Source organism: Pseudomonas sp. McL0111 (assembly GCF_052567255.1).
In genome coordinates this window covers 934683-952280 of record NZ_CP199585.1, presented here as the reverse complement: position 1 = coordinate 952280, position 17598 = coordinate 934683, and the positions used below count along the sequence as shown (strand labels likewise).

Annotated in this window: 17 protein-coding genes; 9 read left to right on the top strand and 8 right to left on the bottom strand. The window is 61.0% G+C overall.

Annotated elements, in window-relative coordinates; translation table 11 throughout:
* Nucleotides 1-79: 79 nt before the first annotated feature.
* From asd to ACTWLJ_RS04355, 3 genes are read right to left on the bottom strand one after another with little or no spacing between them, the layout of a single operon-like run.
* Entirely contained in the window at nt 80-940 is an 861-nt protein-coding gene (asd, locus tag ACTWLJ_RS04365) for an archaetidylserine decarboxylase (protein WP_445179994.1), read from the bottom strand.
* A gap of 19 nt (nt 941-959) precedes the next feature.
* Entirely contained in the window at nt 960-1775 is an 816-nt protein-coding gene (locus tag ACTWLJ_RS04360; RefSeq protein WP_445179993.1) for a rhodanese-like domain-containing protein, read from the bottom strand.
* A 42-nt stretch (nt 1776-1817) separates the two neighbouring features.
* Nucleotides 1818-3356, bottom strand: coding sequence for an HDOD domain-containing protein (locus ACTWLJ_RS04355; RefSeq protein WP_445179992.1), 1539 nt, complete (start codon nt 3354-3356; stop codon nt 1818-1820).
* 166 nt (nt 3357-3522) lie between these two features.
* Here ACTWLJ_RS04355 and motA point away from each other — a divergent pair, with 166 nt between their 5' ends.
* Together motA and motB are read left to right on the top strand one after the other, a co-directional pair.
* On the top strand, nt 3523-4374 hold the full coding sequence (gene motA, locus ACTWLJ_RS04350; RefSeq protein WP_007915795.1) for a flagellar motor stator protein MotA: 852 nt from the start codon (nt 3523-3525) through the stop codon (nt 4372-4374).
* A 3-nt stretch (nt 4375-4377) separates the two neighbouring features.
* Nucleotides 4378-5466, top strand: coding sequence for a flagellar motor protein MotB (gene motB / locus ACTWLJ_RS04345; RefSeq protein ID WP_445179991.1), 1089 nt, complete (start codon nt 4378-4380; stop codon nt 5464-5466).
* Between the two features lie 64 nt (nt 5467-5530).
* Here motB and ACTWLJ_RS04340 read toward each other — a convergent pair whose 3' ends face one another.
* The 4 genes from ACTWLJ_RS04340 to rsgA form a co-directional block, all read right to left on the bottom strand.
* Complete coding sequence (locus ACTWLJ_RS04340) at nt 5531-6022, bottom strand: toll/interleukin-1 receptor domain-containing protein (RefSeq protein WP_445179990.1); 492 nt, start codon at nt 6020-6022, stop codon at nt 5531-5533.
* Nucleotides 6022-6981 (bottom strand): caspase family protein, encoded by a 960-nt coding sequence (locus tag ACTWLJ_RS04335; RefSeq protein WP_401216138.1) that lies wholly within the window; start codon nt 6979-6981, stop codon nt 6022-6024. Before ACTWLJ_RS04335 ends, ACTWLJ_RS04340 begins: the two co-directional genes overlap by 1 nt.
* Nucleotides 6982-6983: 2 nt before the next feature.
* Complete coding sequence (locus ACTWLJ_RS04330; protein WP_401216137.1) at nt 6984-7391, bottom strand: TIR domain-containing protein; 408 nt, start codon at nt 7389-7391, stop codon at nt 6984-6986.
* Between the two features lie 212 nt (nt 7392-7603).
* Complete coding sequence (rsgA, locus tag ACTWLJ_RS04325) at nt 7604-8635, bottom strand: small ribosomal subunit biogenesis GTPase RsgA (RefSeq protein ID WP_401216136.1); 1032 nt, start codon at nt 8633-8635, stop codon at nt 7604-7606.
* A 107-nt stretch (nt 8636-8742) separates the two neighbouring features.
* Here rsgA and orn point away from each other — a divergent pair, with 107 nt between their 5' ends.
* Nucleotides 8743-9285, top strand: a complete 543-nt coding sequence (orn, locus tag ACTWLJ_RS04320; RefSeq protein WP_445179989.1) for an oligoribonuclease — start codon at nt 8743-8745, stop codon at nt 9283-9285.
* 246 nt (nt 9286-9531) lie between these two features.
* Nucleotides 9532-10143: a trimeric intracellular cation channel family protein gene (locus ACTWLJ_RS04315; RefSeq protein WP_095120635.1), complete on the top strand. Its 612-nt coding sequence runs from the start codon at nt 9532-9534 to the stop codon at nt 10141-10143.
* A gap of 9 nt (nt 10144-10152) precedes the next feature.
* On the opposite strand, the gene queG is transcribed toward ACTWLJ_RS04315, so the two are convergent.
* On the bottom strand, nt 10153-11217 hold the full coding sequence (gene queG / locus ACTWLJ_RS04310; RefSeq protein WP_445179988.1) for a tRNA epoxyqueuosine(34) reductase QueG: 1065 nt from the start codon (nt 11215-11217) through the stop codon (nt 10153-10155).
* Between the two features lie 63 nt (nt 11218-11280).
* Here queG and ACTWLJ_RS04305 point away from each other — a divergent pair, with 63 nt between their 5' ends.
* From ACTWLJ_RS04305 to miaA, 5 genes are read left to right on the top strand one after another with little or no spacing between them, the layout of a single operon-like run.
* Nucleotides 11281-12780 carry an NAD(P)H-hydrate dehydratase gene (locus ACTWLJ_RS04305; protein WP_445179987.1) on the top strand — a complete coding sequence of 500 codons (1500 nt, stop codon included), beginning with the start codon at nt 11281-11283 and terminating at the stop codon, nt 12778-12780.
* Nucleotides 12768-13238: a tRNA (adenosine(37)-N6)-threonylcarbamoyltransferase complex ATPase subunit type 1 TsaE gene (gene tsaE, locus ACTWLJ_RS04300; RefSeq protein ID WP_445179986.1), complete on the top strand. Its 471-nt coding sequence runs from the start codon at nt 12768-12770 to the stop codon at nt 13236-13238. Before ACTWLJ_RS04305 ends, tsaE begins: the two co-directional genes overlap by 13 nt.
* Before the next feature lie 51 nt (nt 13239-13289).
* Nucleotides 13290-14669, top strand: coding sequence for an N-acetylmuramoyl-L-alanine amidase (locus tag ACTWLJ_RS04295; RefSeq protein WP_401216187.1), 1380 nt, complete (start codon nt 13290-13292; stop codon nt 14667-14669).
* Complete coding sequence (gene mutL / locus ACTWLJ_RS04290; RefSeq protein ID WP_445179985.1) at nt 14666-16576, top strand: DNA mismatch repair endonuclease MutL; 1911 nt, start codon at nt 14666-14668, stop codon at nt 16574-16576. Before ACTWLJ_RS04295 ends, mutL begins: the two co-directional genes overlap by 4 nt.
* Nucleotides 16576-17547 carry a tRNA (adenosine(37)-N6)-dimethylallyltransferase MiaA gene (gene miaA, locus ACTWLJ_RS04285; RefSeq protein WP_445179984.1) on the top strand — a complete coding sequence of 324 codons (972 nt, stop codon included), beginning with the start codon at nt 16576-16578 and terminating at the stop codon, nt 17545-17547. Before mutL ends, miaA begins: the two co-directional genes overlap by 1 nt.
* Nucleotides 17548-17598 lie beyond the last annotated feature (51 nt).

Here is a 17598-nt window from a genome sequence, read left to right as displayed (position 1 = left end):
GGCTGCGATCTTTTGATCTTCAAAAACAAAGTCAAAAGATCGCAGCCTGCGACAGCTCCTAAAGGGGAGTGCGGGTGGATCAGGCTGTTGGCAGCGCCAGGCCTTGGCCCATCTGCACTGGCGAACCGGCGACCAGTTCTTCAGCCCATTTCACCTGATCCGGCCCGAACAGCACGACGGCGGTCGAACCCAGCTTGAAGCGGCCCAGTTCGGCGCCTTTTTCCAGGTGGATCGGCGCACGTGCAGCTTCGTCGTAGCGGAAGGTTTTCAGTTCGCGCTTCGGTGGCGTGACCAGACCGGCCCACACGGTTTCAATCGAAGCGACGATCATCGCGCCAACCAGCACAACGGCCATCGGCCCGCGCTCTGTGTCGAAAATGCACGCCACACGCTCGTTACGAGCGAACAGCTCCGGCACGTTTTCGGCGGTGGTCTGGTTGACCGAGAAGATCCGGCCCGGGATGTAGACCATCTCGCGCAGGGTACCGGCCAGCGGCATGTGTACGCGGTGGTAATCCTTCGGCGACAGGTAAATGGTGGCGAAATCGCCGCCCATGAACGGTGCGGCATTCGCCGCGTCGCCGCCGAGCAATTCCAGCACGCTGAAGCTGTGGCCCTTGGCCTGGAACACGCGACCGTGTTCGATCGGGCCGAGCTGGCTGACCGCACCGTCGGCCGGGCTGAGGATCGCGCCCGGGGTCTGGTCCAGCGGACGTGCGCCATCTTTCAATGCACGAGTGAAGAAGGCGTTGAAGTGCTCGTAAGCGGTCAGGTCTTCGACCAGTGCCTGCGACATATCCACCTGATAACGCTTGGCGAACCACTGGGTGAAGGCATTCTTGAACCAGCGCACGCGGCACTCGGCAATGCAGCCGGCAAGGCGCGACAGCAGGTGATGAGGCAGCAGGTACTGGCTGATGATAAACAGACGATCTTTCATGGGTTGTCCTTAAAAAACCTTAAATCTCTACAGGCGTGTCAGGGTGGTTGCCCCATTCGCCCCAGGAACCGGCGTAGCCCTTGACCCGCGGATAACCGAGGGCTTTGGCCACCAGATAAGTGAAGCCCGACCGGTGATGGGTCTGGCAGTGAGTAATGATTTCCTTGTCCTTGGTGATGCCCAGTTGTTCAAGGATTTGCGGCATGTCGCTGCGAATGCGCAACTGACGCGCCTGATCCATGCCCGCGGTCCATTCGAAATTGACCGCGCCGGGAATGTGGCCACCCTTGGCCGCCAGCACTTTCTCGCCGGAGTATTCCAGCGGGCCGCGTGCATCCCAGATCGCCAGATCCGCAGCGCCGAGACGGCTTTGCAGATACTCGCGGGTAGCGGTTGGCTCATCGTGCAGGGTCAGGGCCACCGGGCCGCCGACTGCCGGGGGAATCTGGATCGACATCGGTGAACCTTCCGCCAGCCAAGCCGGCAAACCACCATCGATGTAGTGATATTTATCGTGACCGATCACGTCGAGCAGCCAGATGAAACGCCCGGCCCAGCCGCCACCTTCGTCGTCATAAACGACGTAAACCGCGTCTTTGTGATGGCCCAGTTCACCGAACAGCTCTTCGAGTTTTTCTTTGCCCGGCAGCAGACCCGGCGCGGGCGCTTGCCCCAACTGAGTGCGTTTCGGGTCGACGAAACGTGCGCCGGGGATGTGTCCCTCGGTATAGCGGGCAGCGCTGGTCAGATCCACCAGAATCAGATCGCGGGCCTCGAGCCGAGGGAGCAGGTCGCTCGGTTCGATGACGAGCGGCAAGCCAGAGAAGTCAGACATGTGAGGTCTCCAGAGCACAAAGGGGAGGATTGTAGCGCAGCCTCACTGGCCGCGGCTGCTAAAGCTGTGCAGCGCTTTTTCGATGCACTGCGCGGTTTTGCCGAAGGCTTGCACGGTGATGTCGGCGAAAGGTCCGCCGCCCTGATCGGCTACGACGATCATGATCACTCGCCCGTTATTCACCAGCGAGCGCAGAAACACATGCTCGCCACGGAACAGCGTGCGCAGGCCCGCCGGCAGCAAGGCCGAGAATTGCGCGTTGTTTTCCGGGCTGATCCGCACCTGCGCCTGTTGCGCGAGCAGGCGTTGCAGGACTTTGCTCTGACTGACGACAAAATTGAGTCCCGCCGCCTCTTTCGGTAAGCCGCTGGTTTGATGCGCGCGCAGATTGGCGTGAGTGCGGTCGGCCATCAGGATCATCACTCGGCCCATACCGCTGGCGATCAGCGCGTCGCGGGCGGCGACGGTCAGGGACATGGCGTTGGTGAAGCGGCTCGGCTCGGCCAGCAACTCAGCGCACTGTTGGCGCCATTTCGCCAGATCCTCTGCAGTCGGCGCCGCCGCCGGAAGCATCCCGGCCGGCAAACGGTGGGTGCCCCACGGCCACAACAGCGAAACCGCCGGGTGCCACAAATCCGGCATGGCGTGTTGGCGCGCACTGTTGGCAGCCTGTTGGTGCAACTGTTGCTGCACCTCTTCCATCGGGATTTGCAGATAAAGGCTGGTCAGGTACTGCCAGCGTTCACTGTGCGGGCTGTCCCAGGCCTGTTGCGCCGACAGCGCCAGACCGTTGGCCAGTAGCACGGTGTTGGCCGGTTGATTGAGCCAGCGGCGCAAGGTCGGGTCATCATCGAGGCGATTTTGCTGGCGCAACGGGTGTTCGCTGTCGCGGGCGATGCGCAGCACTTTGACCAGTTCGCGTTGTTCGCTGAGCAACAGTTTATAGCCCTGTTGCACCCAGATCGGCAGACGCCAGACTTCGACCAACGCCTGAGCGATTTTCAGCAGGCGTACTCCGAACAGTTGTTTCTCGACGTCGCGTGCCGATTCACCCTTGTGAATCACCCGCAGTTCCCACTCTTCGAGCAACTTCGGATAGGTCAGCGCCAGCGGCCACAGCGGCGACAGAAACAGCAGGCTGCCCCAATGAATGTCCTGCCACAGGCGTGCGAGGCGGCTGGCGAAGAAACCATTGGCCTGTTGCGTGGCGTGCTGGCTGATCATTTGCAGTTGGCGCAGGGCCTTGGGGATCTGCATCTGCGGTTCGGCCGGCAGGCGTGCGAGCAGTTCTTCGGTGCGGGCGAGGCCCAGGCGATTGATCGCCACCTCAAGGTTTTCCGCAGGTTCGGCCATGCTCGCGTGGGTGTGACGATTGGCCTCACGGATGATGCTCAAGGCCAGCGCCGGGCTTTCCTGCATCAGGTCGGCGATATCGCGCAGCGAGCTGCGATTGTCGCGGATCGCCCGACAGACTTTGTCGTGCGCCTCTTGCGGCACCGGCAGTCGAACGCTGTCGAGCAGCTTCACCCAGCCGTCGAGTGTGGTCGGGTTTGCGTGTGGAACGTTCGTTTCATTAGCCATGTCTGGACGGGATCTTCATCTGCTGTAGACGCGCCCGGCACGGGCTAAATTGGCTTTTCGCCTGAACTGGCTATAGTCTGGCGCAGTTTTGCCGATAAGTAGAAGAAGAGATTTTTTAACTTCCGAATATGACCTTGAACCCGACTCAATAAGTACTTTCCTACCTATGGCTAAAATTATCGGCATCATCGTCGTATTCGCGAGCGTGCTCGGCGGATACGTGCTTTCCCACGGCAAGATTGCCGCCCTGATCCAGCCCTTCGAGGTGTTGATCATCGGTGGTGCCGCACTCGGTGCATTCCTGCAGGCCAACCCCGGCTACATGACGATGCACGTGCTCAAGAAATCCCTGAGCATGTTCAGTTCGCGCTTCAGCCACACCTTCTATCTTGAAGTGCTGGGCCTGATCTACGAGATCCTCAACAAGAGCCGCCGCGAAGGCATGATGGCCATCGAGGGCGACATTGAGGATGCCGCTGCGAGCCCGATTTTCGCCAAGTACCCGGCCGTGCTCAAAGACGAGCGCATGACTGCGTTCATCTGTGATTACCTGCGCATCATGTCCTCCGGCAACATGGCTCCGCACGAGCTGGAAGGTCTGTTCGACATGGAGCTCTATAGCCTCAAAGAAGACCTTGAACATCCATCGCACGCGGTCAACGGCATCGCCGATGCCATGCCCGGTTTCGGTATCGTCGCGGCGGTATTGGGTATCGTGGTGACCATGGCTTCGCTGGGTGAAGGCGATCAGAAGTCCATCGGCCTGCACGTGGGTGCGGCACTGGTCGGTACCTTCTTCGGTATTCTCGCGGCCTACGGTTTCTTCGGTCCGCTGGCGCACTCCCTGGCCCACGATGCCAAGGAAGAACTGAACGTCTACGAAGCCATCAAGGCCTCGCTGGTGGCTTCGGCCTCCGGCATGCCGCCATCGCTGGCCGTGGAATTCGGGCGCAAGGTTCTGTACCCGGCGCACCGTCCAAGCTTCGCCGAGCTGGAACAAGCAGTTCGCGGTCGCTAAGTCATGGAAAATAACCAGCCGATAATCATCAAGCGCGTCAAGCGCATCGCCGGTGGGCATCACGGTGGCGCGTGGAAAATCGCGTTTGCCGACTTCGCCACGGCGATGATGGCGTTCTTCCTGGTGTTGTGGCTGCTGTCCACCGCCACGCCGGAACAGAAGATCGCCATCGCCGGTTACTTCAAGGACCCGGTCGGTTTCTCCGAAAGCGGTACGCCGTACATCATCGACCTGGGCGGTACACCGACCCTCGCACCGGAAAACACCCTCAACCCTGAGGTGAAGTCGCAGCCGCAACCGGACAAGGTCACGGTCGACACCGATCAAGTCGAAGGCATGGCCGAGCAGGTCGAGAAGGAACGTCTGGAACTGCTGCTGCAGGAATTGCAGAACAAGGTCGACGAGAACCCGCAACTGCAGAAGTTCAAGGATCAGATCCTGTTCGAGATCACTCCGAACGGCTTGCGCATCCAGATCATGGACGCCGAAAACCGTCCGATGTTCGACTCCGGTTCTGCGCGTCTGAAGCCGTATTTCGAAGACATCCTGCTGGCCATGGCCGACACCATCAAAGCGGTGCCGAACAAGATCAGCATCAGCGGCCACACCGATGCCAAACCGTATACCGGCAGCGGCGATTTCGGCAACTGGGAGCTTTCGGCCAACCGTGCCAACGCCGCCCGGCGTGCGCTGGTGGCAGGTAGTTATCCGGACTCGCAAGTGGCGCGGGTGGTGGGTTACGCCTCGTCGGCACTGTTCGACAAGGAGAACCCGTTCAACCCGGTCAACCGCCGTATCGACATCGTCGTGCTGACCAAAAAGGCGCAAGCGGCCATCGAAGGTTCGCAGGGTGCCGATCCGGCCAAGCCTGCCGTTGAAGGTGAAAACGGCGCCGCTCCGGCGACGCCGGTCGATCCGAATGCATTGCCGGCGGATCAGCAGCCGGTGCCTGCGCACGAGTTGCGCGAGCGCTTGAATCTGTTTGATGACGCGGCGCCAAAACCGGCGACACCCGGGGCTGCGGCACCCGCCCCAGCGCCTGCGCCGGCAGCTCCACCGGCAACTGCCCCGGCCCCCGCGCCGAGGCAGTGACCTACGAAAAAGCCGACAGCGATGTCGGCTTTTTTGTGAGTGATCGGTTGGTTTGCCCTTGGCTTCAAAAGCCGCGATGAACCCGATTCTTAAGCGCCTCATGGAACTGATCTGCATTGCTCTTGTTCGCGCTACGGTTCGACTGAGTACCTGTCACCGAATCCAGCAACATCGAGCGCTTGGTCGTCCCTTCGCTGCGATACGCATCGATGAAGAACTCCAGATCCTTCTCGTTACTCAACTTCGGCCATTTATCCAGATACAGCGGCAACTCCGTCGGCCCGGTCTTGAATGAGCAGATCCGCCGATTGGTGATGGTCGCCTCGCCAATCTCGAACGGCACCCACCACGACAGCGCAGTCTTCTCCGAGACCACCGCGAGCAAGTGCGTGCATTCACTGATGTTGCGAGTGATGACCCCGGTGATGTCGTCGGTGGTCTGCGATTCGGCGTCCAGCACGTCGAGGTAGGTTTTGATGTTGGCCTGCATCAGGCGGCTGTTGATGGCAATGGCCCGGGCGCGATCCATGTGGCGGTAGCTGATAAAGACTGGCATCAGAAATGTCCTTTGATAGCGAGTTCGCGGTAATAGGCGCCGAGCGCCGTGAGGCGGCAGCCGGTGGAGTGGAGGGCGGCGTAATACATGTGCTCGGCGTCCACTGGTTCGATCAGGCTGTGGCGGTTGCACATTTGCAGTTGTTTGAAGATATCGCCGTGATCGGGATCGAACGAGGCTTCGGTGGGTTCGTAGCTCGGATCGAGCCTGAACACGTAGCCCGGATCGGGGAACCAGTCCTTGAGTTTGCGCAGGGTTTCCTCGGCGATCAGTGGGGCGACCTCGCGCAGTGGCACGAACTGCGAAACGTTGGTCTTGAACACCGGCCGCTGTTCCCACGCACCCAGCGCATTGTCGACGAACGAATACACGCTGCCCGGCGTGACCTTGCCCAGCACGTTGGCGGCGCCGCCGTGCAGCGCTTGCAACAGCAAATCGGTGAACACGCCATGGCCACGGCTTTCGAGGGCGACCTGTTCCTTTTTGCAGGCGGTGAGAATGGTCATGCCTTCGCCGATCACGCTGTTACCGCCGCGCAAACCGCGCATGGCAGCGGCGGCGCCGGACTGGCAGCAATCGAGAATGATGATCTTGTTCTTGATGTGCGGTGCCTGGTCCGCCCACTGCAAAATATCGCTGATGCGGATGCCTTCGCCGCCATGTTTGAAATCCTGTGGGATCAGCAGCCCCTCATCGATGCTGGTGTCGAACTGACCATGGCCGGCGAAGTACAGCAGCGCCACATCGCAATCACCGGAAAACAGGCTCTGAATATGCTGTTTCATGGTGTTGAGCGTCAGGCGTTCTTCGGATGAGGTCAGCACTTTGCTGCTGAAATTCGGGCGGCCGTTGGCGTGGCGCTCCAGTACCGAAGCCATGGCCATTGCGTCGTTGTTACAGCCGCTCAGAGGCGAAACATGTTCGTAATGGTTGATGCCGATAAACAGACCTTTACGCATGATCACACCGCCGTATGCAGTCGAATCGCAGCGACGATGCTGTTGGTGTTCCATGCGCACTCGGCGTGAGCGGCGTCACGGACCACGGTGGAAATCCGCTCGGCGCCGAACGGCTTGACGGCGATGATCACCTTGCCCATGCGTTTGGCGATCTCGATTTCCTTGTTGATCCACTTGCTGTAAGTCGAATACATGCCGGCCATGATCAGCACCGCTGAGCAAGGGCGAATCTTGTTTTCGATGGCTTCTGCCAACTGCTTGTCGGTTTGCGCGCCGACGATTGGATTGTGCGGTGGCACCGAAAAATTCTTGAAGGTGAAAGTCGGATGCGCGGTGAGCAGACGAACCAGATTGTCGTGGGTGTCTGAGTAGTTCCACGAGTGGCTGATGAACAAATGGTAGGTTTGCATGAGGGTTCCCCGATATCGCGAAAGTGCGAAGAGGAACCGAATGTAGGCCTCTGGACGGGGCTCACAAGACCTGCGGAGTGAAATAGAAATGTCCTGCAAACAGGCAGGAATCGACCCTACAGAATGATCTGACGTTTAAGGCGAGCGGGATTTTGTAGGGCTGCGTACGACAATCGGCAGCCCCGTTGAGTCGGGGATGCCGATGCGTCTGTTTAGTAGCTGCTTTCAGGCAAGCTGGCGATGATCGAGCGGTAGCTGTTCATTCGCTGCTGCTGCACGCGGCCATCTTCCAAAGCCTTGAGCAATGCACAACCCGGTTCGCGGTCGTGTTTGCAGTCGCGGAAGCGGCAGGTGCCGAGCAGGTCGTTGAACTCGATGAAACCGGCTTCAACGTCGGCGCGGCTGACGTGGCCCAGACCGAACTCACGGATACCCGGGGAGTCGATCAGTTCGCCGCCGCCCGGGAAGTGGAACAGCCGCGCGGTCGTGGTGGTGTGAGTGCCCTGGCCAGACAACTCGGACAGTGGGCCGACGCGGGTTTCGACTTCCGGCAGCAGGCTGTTGACCAGCGACGACTTGCCGACACCGGACTGGCCGACGAATACGCTGATGCGCCCGTCGAGCTGCTGTTGCAGCTGTTCCATGCCGTTGCCGTGGTGCGCTGAGACTTCCAGCACCGGATAACCCAGCGTGCGATAGACCGCCAGCAACGCGTTGAGCGCCGGGGCGTTCTGCTCGTCGATCAGGTCGAATTTGTTCAGCAGCAGCAACGGGCGAATGCCGGCGTGCTCGGCTGCGACCAGATAGCGGTCGATCAGGTTGGCATGCGGCTCGGGCAGCGGCGCGAAGACGATGACGATCATGTCGACGTTGGCGGCCACTGGCTTGAGCTGGCCACGGCTGTCCGGGCGACAGAGTTCGGTGTTGCGCGGCAGTTGCGCGACGATCACACCGATGCCCTGATTGCCGGCACGCCAGACCACCTGATCGCCGGTCACCAGCGCGGGCAGGTTGGCGCGCAAATGGCAACGGAAGACCTGGCCGGCCAGTTCGCCATCCAGCGCTTCGACTTCGACCTGTACGCCGAAGTGAGCGATTACCAGGCCGGTCTGTTCCGGGCCCAGATCGCCGCCCTCGAGGGCTTCGACAGCCGAGGACTCGCGTTTGGCGGCGCGTGCAGCGCGTTCGCCCTGAATCTTTTCGATGCGCCAGTTTTGACGACGATTGAGTTGGCGTTTGGCCATGGGTGTTCCGTATGAATAATGCAGCGATTAGGTAAAACGGCCGCGAGTTTAGCACGCCCGGCCACCGGCCTAGGCTAAACTGCGCAGCATTGCTCAGGAGCCGAAATATGCAAAACCCGCAGAATCTGATCTGGATCGACCTGGAAATGACCGGTCTTGATCCTGATAACGACGTCATCATCGAAATGGCCACTATCGTCACCGACAGTGACCTGAACACCCTGGCCGAAGGCCCGGTGATCGCCATTCACCATAGCGACGAAGTCCTCGCGCGCATGGACGAGTGGAACACCCGCACCCACGGCAACTCTGGCCTGACCCAGCGCGTGCGCGACAGCCGCGTGAGCATGGCTGAAGCCGAAGCCGAAACCATCACGTTTCTCGAGAAGTGGGTACCGAAGGGCAAGTCGCCGATCTGCGGCAACAGCATCTGCCAGGATCGCCGCTTCCTTTATACGCACATGAAATCCCTGGAAAGCTACTTCCACTACCGCAACCTCGACGTGTCCACGCTCAAAGAGCTGGCGGCACGCTGGGCTCCGGATGTGCGCGACAGCTTCAAGAAGGGCAGCACGCATTTGGCGCTGGACGACATCCGCGAATCCATCGCCGAGCTGCAGCACTACCGCAAGCACTTCATCAAGTTCTGAGTTCGGATTCGGTGGGTGATGGCTTTTGTGGCGAGGGGATTTATCCCCGTTGGATTGCGAAGCGATCCCCCTGCATTACAACGCAAAGACCGCGTGTGCAGGTTTTGCGACTGCTGCGCAGCCGAACGGGGATAAATCCCCTCGCCACAGGTATCGCGTTCACCGAGTAAACTGTAATGGCACCGCCCTCTTTTGGTGCTGCACCGAAATGGCTAGACTGCGCGCCTTCCTGCCAGGATCGCCACCATGTTGCTGATGCTCTATCTGATTGCCATTACCGCTGAAGCCATGACTGGCGCGCTATCTGCTGGCCGGCGTGGCATGGACTGGTTCGGCGTGGTGTTGATCGCCTGCGTCACGGCGTTGGGCGGCGGTTCGGTGCGCGATGTGCTGCTCGGGCATTACCCGCTGACCTGGGTCAAACACCCGGAATACCTGGTGCTGACCTCGGTCGCGGCGATGTTCACCGTATTCACTGCACGCTGGATGCGACACCTGCGCTCGCTGTTTCTGGTGCTCGACGCCGTCGGGCTGGTGGCGTTCACCCTGATCGGCTGCATGACCGCACTGGAAATGGGCCACGGCATGCTGGTGGCTTCGGTCAGCGGTGTGATCACCGGGGTTTTCGGCGGCATCCTGCGCGACATCTTCTGCAACGACATCCCGCTGATCTTCCGCCGCGAACTCTACGCCAGCGTCTCGTTCGCCGCCGCGTGGTGCTACATGCTGTGCCTCTATCTGAACGTGCCAAGCGAACAGGCGATATTGATCACCCTGTTCGGCGGCTTCCTGCTGCGCTTGCTCGCCATCCGCTTCCACTGGGAAATGCCCAAGTTCGTCTATAACGACGCGCCTTGACGCGATCCCCTACGCTTGACCGTGTTGTTTCAGTGCCCACTTGACATGCTCGCGGACCAGTTCGGATGGGTAATCACGGCGTGACTTGAGCGCTTCCAGCACTGGAATGCTCGACGGTGCATTGCCCAGCCCCACCGCCAGATTGCGCAACCAGCGCTCGTAACCGGCGCGGCGCAGCGGTGAGCCTTCGGTGCTGCTGAGGAATTTGTCCTCATCCCACATGAACAGCTCGGCCAGTTCGGCGTTGTCGAGGTTGTGGCGCGGTTTGAAGTCGCTTTCCCCGGATGGCTTGGCGAAACGGTTCCATGGGCAGACGATCTGGCAGTCATCGCAACCGAACACGCGATTGCCGATCAACGGTCGCAGGTCTTCGGGGATGGCGTTTTTCAGTTCGATGGTCAGGTAAGAAATGCAGCGTCGCGCGTCCAGCACGTAGGGCCCGACGAAGGCGTTGGTCGGGCAGATATCCAGACAAGCGGTGCAGCGGCCGCAGTGTTCGGTGCTGTGCGGGTCATCCACTGGCAGCGGCAGATCGACGAACAGTTCGCTGAGGAAGAAATAGCTGCCAGCCTTGCGGTTCAATACCAGAGTGTTTTTGCCGATCCAGCCGAGCCCCGCCTGTTCGGCGATGGCTTTTTCCAGCACCGGGGCGCTGTCGACGAAGGCGCGGAAACCGAACGGGCCGATCTCGGCCTGAATCTTGTCCGCCAATTGTTGAACGCGTTTACGGATCAATTTGTGGTAATCGCGGCCCAAGGCATAACGCGAGACGTAAGCTTTTTCCGGTTGCGCCAGACGTTTGGCCATTTCGGTATCGCCCGGCAGGTAGTCCATGCGCAGGGAAACCACGCGCAAAGTGCCCGGCACGAGTTCTTCCGGATGCGAGCGTTTGCTGCCATGGGCGCCCATGTAATCCATTTCGCCGTGGTAGCCCGCTTCGAGCCAGCGCTCGAGATGCTGTTCATGCTCGGCGAGGTCCAGACCGCTGATGCCGACTTGCTGAAAGCCCAGCTCGCGGCCCCAATCCTTGATGGATTGGGCGAGGGCGGGGAGGTCTGTAGTAATAGCAGGCATGAGACGAGAGAAACCGGAGCTGAGGTGCGTATAATTCTGCCAGACATCGGAGCCCGAAGACGCATGCCGCACACGAAAGATGAATTACCCGACGCGCTGTACTGCGCCGCGCAGGTGCGTGCGCTCGACGCACGGTTGATTGCCGCCGGCACGCCGGGCTTCGAATTGATGCAGCGCGCAGCGCATGCGACGTGGCGGGCGCTGGTGCGGCAATGGCCCGATGCGCAGGAACTGACGGTGCTCGCCGGCCACGGCAACAACGCAGGCGACGGTTATCTAGTGGCTGCGCTGGCACAGCGTGCAGGTTGGGCGGTGCAGGTTCTGGCGGTCGGCGAACCGCAGCGACTGCAGGGTGACGCGGCGCTGGCCCATGCGCAGGCGCTGACCGAAGGCGTTGCCATACAGAGCTGGAGCGCACACAGCGAACTGCGCGGCGTGGTTCTTGATGCCTTGCTCGGCACCGGCCTTAGCGGTGATGTGCGCGAGCCTTACGTCAGCGCCATCAACCAACTTAACGCCAGCGGCCTGCCCGTGGCAGCGGTGGATATCCCTTCCGGGCTGTGCGCCGATACCGGGCATGTGCTGGGTGTCGCAGTGCGTGCCGATCTCACGGTTACCTTCATCGGCTTGAAGCTGGGCCTGTTCACTGGCGAGGCGGCAGATCATGTCGGCGAGTTGGTGTTCAATGATCTGCAAGCCAGCGCCGAGATCTACAACGAAATCCCCGTCAGTGCCCGACGCCTCACGACAGCGAACCTGCCGCGCCTGGCCGCTCGTGCACCGACGGCGCACAAGGGGCGGTTCGGCCATTTGCTGCTGATCGGCGGCGATCATGGTTTCGGCGGGGCTATTCTGCTGAGTACTGAAAGCGCTTTGCGCAGCGGCGCGGGCATGGTTTCGCTGGCGACGCGCCCGGAGCATGTCCCGGCGGCGCTGGCCCGGGTGCCGGAAGTCATGGCGCTAGGTACGTCATCGGCCAATCAGTTGATGGGTTTGCTGGAAAAGGTTTCGGTATTGGTCGCAGGTCCGGGACTGGGGCAGGCGAGTTGGGGACGGGCGCTGTTGTCGGCTGCGGCCAATGCGTCGTTGCCGCAAGTCTGGGACGCCGACGCATTGAATCTGCTGGCGAGCGGCTTCGTCAGTCTGCCGAAGGATTGCGTGATCACGCCGCATCCGGGTGAGGCTGCGCGTTTGTTGGGGATCAGCACTGCCGAGGTTCAGGCGGATCGTCCGGCCGCTGCACGGGCGTTGAACAAAAAATATTCGGCTGTGGTGGTGCTGAAAGGCGCCGGCAGTCTGATCGCACACCCCGACGGACGTCTGGCGCTGTGTCACCAAGGCCATCCGGCCATGGCGACTGCGGGTCTCGGCGATGTGCTGGCAGGATTGGTCGGCGCTTTGCTGGCGCAACACATGAACGGCTTCGATGCCGCATGTCTGGCGGTCTGGCTACACGCCAATGCCGGGGCGCAACAAGGGAAATTCGGCCGTGGGCTGGCGGCCAGTGATCTGATTCCAGCCATTCGTCAGTTGTTGGAGGAGCTTGCACCGTGTCTGAAGTAACCCTGTACCTGGCCGATGAACAGGCCATGAGCGACTTTGGCGCACGGATCGCCGGCGTTACCCAAGGCCATGGCCTGATTTTCCTTGAGGGCAACCTCGGTATGGGCAAAACCACCCTGTCGCGAGGCATCATTCGTGGCCTGGGGCATGTCGGCGCAGTGAAAAGTCCGACGTTCACGTTGGTCGAACCCTACGAGATCGGTGATATCCGCGCCTTCCACTTCGACCTGTATCGACTGGTCGATCCGGAGGAGCTGGAGTACCTCGGCATCCGCGATTACTTCGAAGACGATGCGCTGTGCCTGATCGAATGGCCCGATAAAGGTGCAGGCTTTTTGCCAAAGCCTGACCTGACCATTACCATTAGCCCGCAAGACAGCGGGCGTTCGCTGAAAATTTTGTCCCAGAGCTCGCGTGGCGAGGCCTGGTGTGCCGCTTTGGCATTGGAATCCAATTAAATGATGGGGTTAGGTATGCGCTTTCGCGCGTTGGTGGCTGCCGCTGGACTGATGTTGATGGCAGTGACCGTCAACGCTGTGGCCGATACAAAGGTCAACAGCGTGCGCCTGTGGCGGGCACCGGATAACACGCGACTGGTCTTCGACCTGAGCGGCCCGGTGCAGCACAGCGTTTTCACCCTGACCGCTCCGGATCGGCTGGTGATCGACATCAACGGCGCGACCCTCGGGGCGCCGCTGAAAGTCTCGACGGCGAACACGCCGATCACCGCGATGCGCTCTGCTCAGCGCACGCCGACCGACCTGCGGGTGGTCATCGACCTGAAAAAAGCCGTCACCCCGAAAAGCTTCTCGCTGGCGCCGAACGCGCAGTATGGCAACCGTCTGGTGGTCGATCTGTTCGACAACGCCGCTGATGCCGCACCGCCGCCTGCGCCGACGCCGTCGGTCGCGACCCTGCCTGCGGTGCCGGTCACCCCGACAGAACCTGCGATCAAGCTGCCACCAGCCCCGGCCGGCAAGCGCGACATCATTGTGGTGATCGACGCCGGTCACGGTGGCGAAGACCCGGGCGCATCGGGTTCGCGTGGTCAGCGTGAGAAAGACGTGGTGCTGCAGATCGCTCGCGAATTGCAGCGTCAGGTCAACGGCATGAAAGGCTTCCGCGCCGAACTGACGCGTACCGGCGACTACTTCATCCCGCTGCGTGGCCGTACCGAAATCGCCCGCAAGAAGGGCGCGGATCTGTTCGTGTCGATCCACGCCGACGCCGCGCCATCGGCGGCTGCGTTCGGTGCCTCGGTGTTTGCCCTGTCTGATCGTGGCGCGACCTCGGAAACCGCGCGTTGGTTGGCCGACAGCGAAAACCGTTCCGACTTGATCGGTGGTGCCGGCAACGTCAGCCTCGATGACAAGGACCGCATGCTCGCTGGCGTACTGCTCGACCTGTCGATGACCGCGTCGCTGACCTCCAGCCTCAACGTTGGCCAGAAAGTCCTGACCAACATTGGTCGCGTGACCCCGCTGCACAAACAGCGCGTGGAACAGGCGGGCTTCATGGTGTTGAAGTCGCCGGACATTCCGTCGATCCTCGTTGAAACCGGGTTTATCTCGAATGCCAACGAAGCGTCGAAACTCTCGGCATCGAGCCACCAGCAAGCGCTGGCGCGTTCGATCAGCAGTGGCGTGCGCCAGTTCTTCCAGCAGAACCCGCCACCGGGCACTTACATTGCCTGGTTGCGTGATTCGGGCAAGATCGCCCAGGGCCCACGTGATCACCGGGTAAGCCCGGGTGAGACGCTGGCGATGATCGCCGTGCGTTATCAGGTCTCGGCGGCCACGCTGCGCAGCGCCAACAATCTCAGCAGTGATGAGCTGAAGATCGGTCAGCACCTGACCATTCCTGGCACCGAACTGGCGTCCAAAGAATGAATCAAGTGCTGAACACGGCCCGTATCGAACTGCTCAGCCCTCGGCTGGCGAACCAGATCGCCGCCGGTGAAGTGGTCGAGCGCCCGGCGTCGGTGATCAAGGAACTGTTGGAAAACAGCCTCGATTCCGGTGCCAAACGCATCGACGTCGATGTCGAGCAAGGCGGCGTCAAGCTGCTGCGGGTGCGTGACGATGGCAGCGGCATTTCCGCCGACGACCTGCCGTTGGCGCTGGCCCGCCACGCCACCAGCAAGATTCGCAATCTGGAAGACCTCGAACAGGTGATGAGCCTCGGTTTCCGCGGTGAGGCGCTGGCGTCGATCAGCTCCGTGGCGCGTCTGACCCTGACTTCGCGTACCCGTGATGCCGATCAGGCGTGGCAGGTCGAGACCGAAGGCCGCGATATGGCGCCCCGGGTGCAACCGGCTGCGCATCCGGTCGGTACCTCGGTGGAAGTGCGCGACCTGTTCTTCAATACCCCGGCGCGACGCAAGTTTCTCAAGACTGAAAAAACCGAATTCGATCATCTGCAAGAAGTGATCAAGCGTCTGGCGCTGGCACGTTTCGACGTGGCTTTCCATCTGCGCCACAACGGCAAGACTATCCTCAGCCTGCACGAAGCCCACGATGACGCGGCCCGTGCCCGGCGTGTGGCGGCGATTTGCGGGGCTGGTTTTCTTGAACAGGCGCTGCCGATCGAGATAGAGCGCAATGGCCTGCACCTGTGGGGCTGGGTCGGTTTGCCGACGTTCAACCGCAGTCAGGCGGATTTGCAGTATTTCTTTGTGAATGGCCGGGCGGTGCGCGACAAACTGGTGGCCCACGCGGTGCGTCAGGCGTATCGCGACGTGCTGTTCAATGGCCGTCATCCGACGTTTGCACTGTTTTTCGAAGTTGATCCGTCGGCGGTGGACGTCAACGTTCACCCGACCAAACACGAAGTGCGCTTCCGTGACGGGCGCATGGTGCACGACTTCCTTTACGGAACGCTGCATCGGGCGCTGGGCGATGTGCGTCCGGAAGATCAGCTGGCCGGCTCTGTCACCACTGCCATCGTCCGCCCAACCGGCATCGATGCCGGCGAATTCGGTCCGCAAGGTGAAATGCGTCTGGCGGCCAATGCCCTGCTGGAGCAGCCGCAGGCGCAACCGGCGTTCAATACCTCGTCGGGTGCCAGCGCTGGCGGCAGCTATCAGTATCAATACTCGCCGCGCCCGCAGTCGGGCATGCCGCCGGCCGCTGAGGCTCAAGCTGCGTATCGCGAGTTCTTCGCGCCACTGCCGGAAGCCAACGCCAATGCGCTGCCGGCCGGGCAGGAAGACATTCCGCCACTCGGTTATGCACTGGCGCAGCTCAAGGGCATCTACATTCTGTCCGAGAACGCTCAGGGTCTGGTGCTGGTGGACATGCATGCCGCCCACGAGCGGATCATGTATGAGCGTCTGAAAATCGCCATGGCCAGCGAAGGTCTGAGCGGCCAGCCGTTGCTGGTGCCGGAATCGCTGGCAGTCAGTCAGCGTGAGGCCGATTGTGCCGAGGAGCACGCGGCATGGTTCCAGCGCCTGGGCTTTGAGTTGCAGCGTCTGGGTCCGGAAACCCTGGCCATCCGCCAGATTCCGGCGTTGCTCAAGCAAGCCGAAGCCAATCGGCTGGTCGGTGATGTTTTGTCAGACTTGATGGAATACGGCACCAGCGACCGGATTCAGGCCCACCTGAACGAACTGCTCGGCACCATGGCCTGCCACGGCGCAATTCGCGCCAACCGGCGCCTGGCCCTGCCGGAAATGAACGGCCTGCTGCGCGACATGGAAAACACCGAGCGCAGCGGTCAATGCAACCATGGCCGACCGACCTGGACCCAACTGGGCCTGGACGATCTGGACAAACTGTTCCTGCGCGGTCGTTGATGAGCCAGCTTCCTCCAGCGATTTTTCTGATGGGCCCGACCGCTGCGGGCAAGACCGATCTGGCCATCGAACTGACCAAAGTGCTGCCCTGTGAGCTGATCAGCGTCGATTCGGCGCTGGTCTATCGCGGCATGGACATCGGCACCGCCAAACCGTCCAAAGAAATTCTGGCCGAACATCCGCACGCGCTGATCGATATTCTTGATCCGGTAGAGGCGTATTCGGCCGCCGATTTTCGCCGTGATGCGCTGCAAGCGATGGCCGAAGTCACTGCGCGGGGGAATATTCCGCTGCTGGTGGGCGGCACGATGCTCTATTACAAGGCTTTGGTCGAAGGTCTGGCAGAGATGCCGGCGGCCGATCCCGAAGTGCGGGCGCAGATCGAGGACGAGGCTGCACGCCTTGGCTGGCAAGCCCTGCACGATCAATTGGCGATCATTGACCCGGTCTCGGCGGCGCGCATTCACCCCAACGATCCGCAGCGTCTGAGTCGTGCGCTGGAAGTCTATCGGGTGAGCGGGCAGAGCATGACCGCCCTGCGCCTGCAACAATCTGCGCAAAGTACTGAAGCAGCCGCTTCGGGGCAGCAACAATTGCCCTATACTGTCGCGAACTTGGCCATTGCTCCGGCAAATCGCCAGGTACTGCATGAGCGCATTAAACAAAGATTCACAATTATGTTGGAACAGGGATTCATCGACGAGGTCGTAGCCCTGCGTAATAGAAGTGACCTGCATCCCGGGTTGCCGTCTATACGTGCGGTAGGCTACCGCCAAGTCTGGGAATATCTGGATGGCAAGCTGACGTCAGCCGAAATGCAGGAGCGCGGCATCATTGCCACGCGCCAATTGGCGAAGCGCCAGTTCACCTGGCTGCGCAGTTGGGCAGACTTACACTGGCTCGACAGCCTGGACAGCGACAATCTGTCACGCGCCTTGAAATACCTTGGGACCATCTCCATATTGAGCTGAGTCCTTGCAATTGCCGTCTATCCTTGGGGGTGTGACGGCCAAAGCCATCTG

Coding starts and splice junctions, on each gene's coding strand:
- asd (WP_445179994.1), bottom strand. CDS start 940: ATGAAAGATCGTCTGTTTATCATCAGCCAGTACCTGCTGCCTCATCAC.
- ACTWLJ_RS04360 (WP_445179993.1), bottom strand. CDS start 1,775: ATGTCTGACTTCTCTGGCTTGCCGCTCGTCATCGAACCGAGCGACCTG.
- ACTWLJ_RS04355 (WP_445179992.1), bottom strand. CDS start 3,356: ATGGCTAATGAAACGAACGTTCCACACGCAAACCCGACCACACTCGAC.
- motA (WP_007915795.1), top strand. CDS start 3,523: ATGGCTAAAATTATCGGCATCATCGTCGTATTCGCGAGCGTGCTCGGC.
- motB (WP_445179991.1), top strand. CDS start 4,378: ATGGAAAATAACCAGCCGATAATCATCAAGCGCGTCAAGCGCATCGCC.
- ACTWLJ_RS04340 (WP_445179990.1), bottom strand. CDS start 6,022: ATGCCAGTCTTTATCAGCTACCGCCACATGGATCGCGCCCGGGCCATT.
- ACTWLJ_RS04335 (WP_401216138.1), bottom strand. CDS start 6,981: ATGCGTAAAGGTCTGTTTATCGGCATCAACCATTACGAACATGTTTCG.
- ACTWLJ_RS04330 (WP_401216137.1), bottom strand. CDS start 7,391: ATGCAAACCTACCATTTGTTCATCAGCCACTCGTGGAACTACTCAGAC.
- rsgA (WP_401216136.1), bottom strand. CDS start 8,635: ATGGCCAAACGCCAACTCAATCGTCGTCAAAACTGGCGCATCGAAAAG.
- orn (WP_445179989.1), top strand. CDS start 8,743: ATGCAAAACCCGCAGAATCTGATCTGGATCGACCTGGAAATGACCGGT.
- ACTWLJ_RS04315 (WP_095120635.1), top strand. CDS start 9,532: ATGTTGCTGATGCTCTATCTGATTGCCATTACCGCTGAAGCCATGACT.
- queG (WP_445179988.1), bottom strand. CDS start 11,217: ATGCCTGCTATTACTACAGACCTCCCCGCCCTCGCCCAATCCATCAAG.
- ACTWLJ_RS04305 (WP_445179987.1), top strand. CDS start 11,281: ATGCCGCACACGAAAGATGAATTACCCGACGCGCTGTACTGCGCCGCG.
- ACTWLJ_RS04295 (WP_401216187.1), top strand. CDS start 13,290: ATGTTGATGGCAGTGACCGTCAACGCTGTGGCCGATACAAAGGTCAAC.
- mutL (WP_445179985.1), top strand. CDS start 14,666: ATGAATCAAGTGCTGAACACGGCCCGTATCGAACTGCTCAGCCCTCGG.
- miaA (WP_445179984.1), top strand. CDS start 16,576: ATGAGCCAGCTTCCTCCAGCGATTTTTCTGATGGGCCCGACCGCTGCG.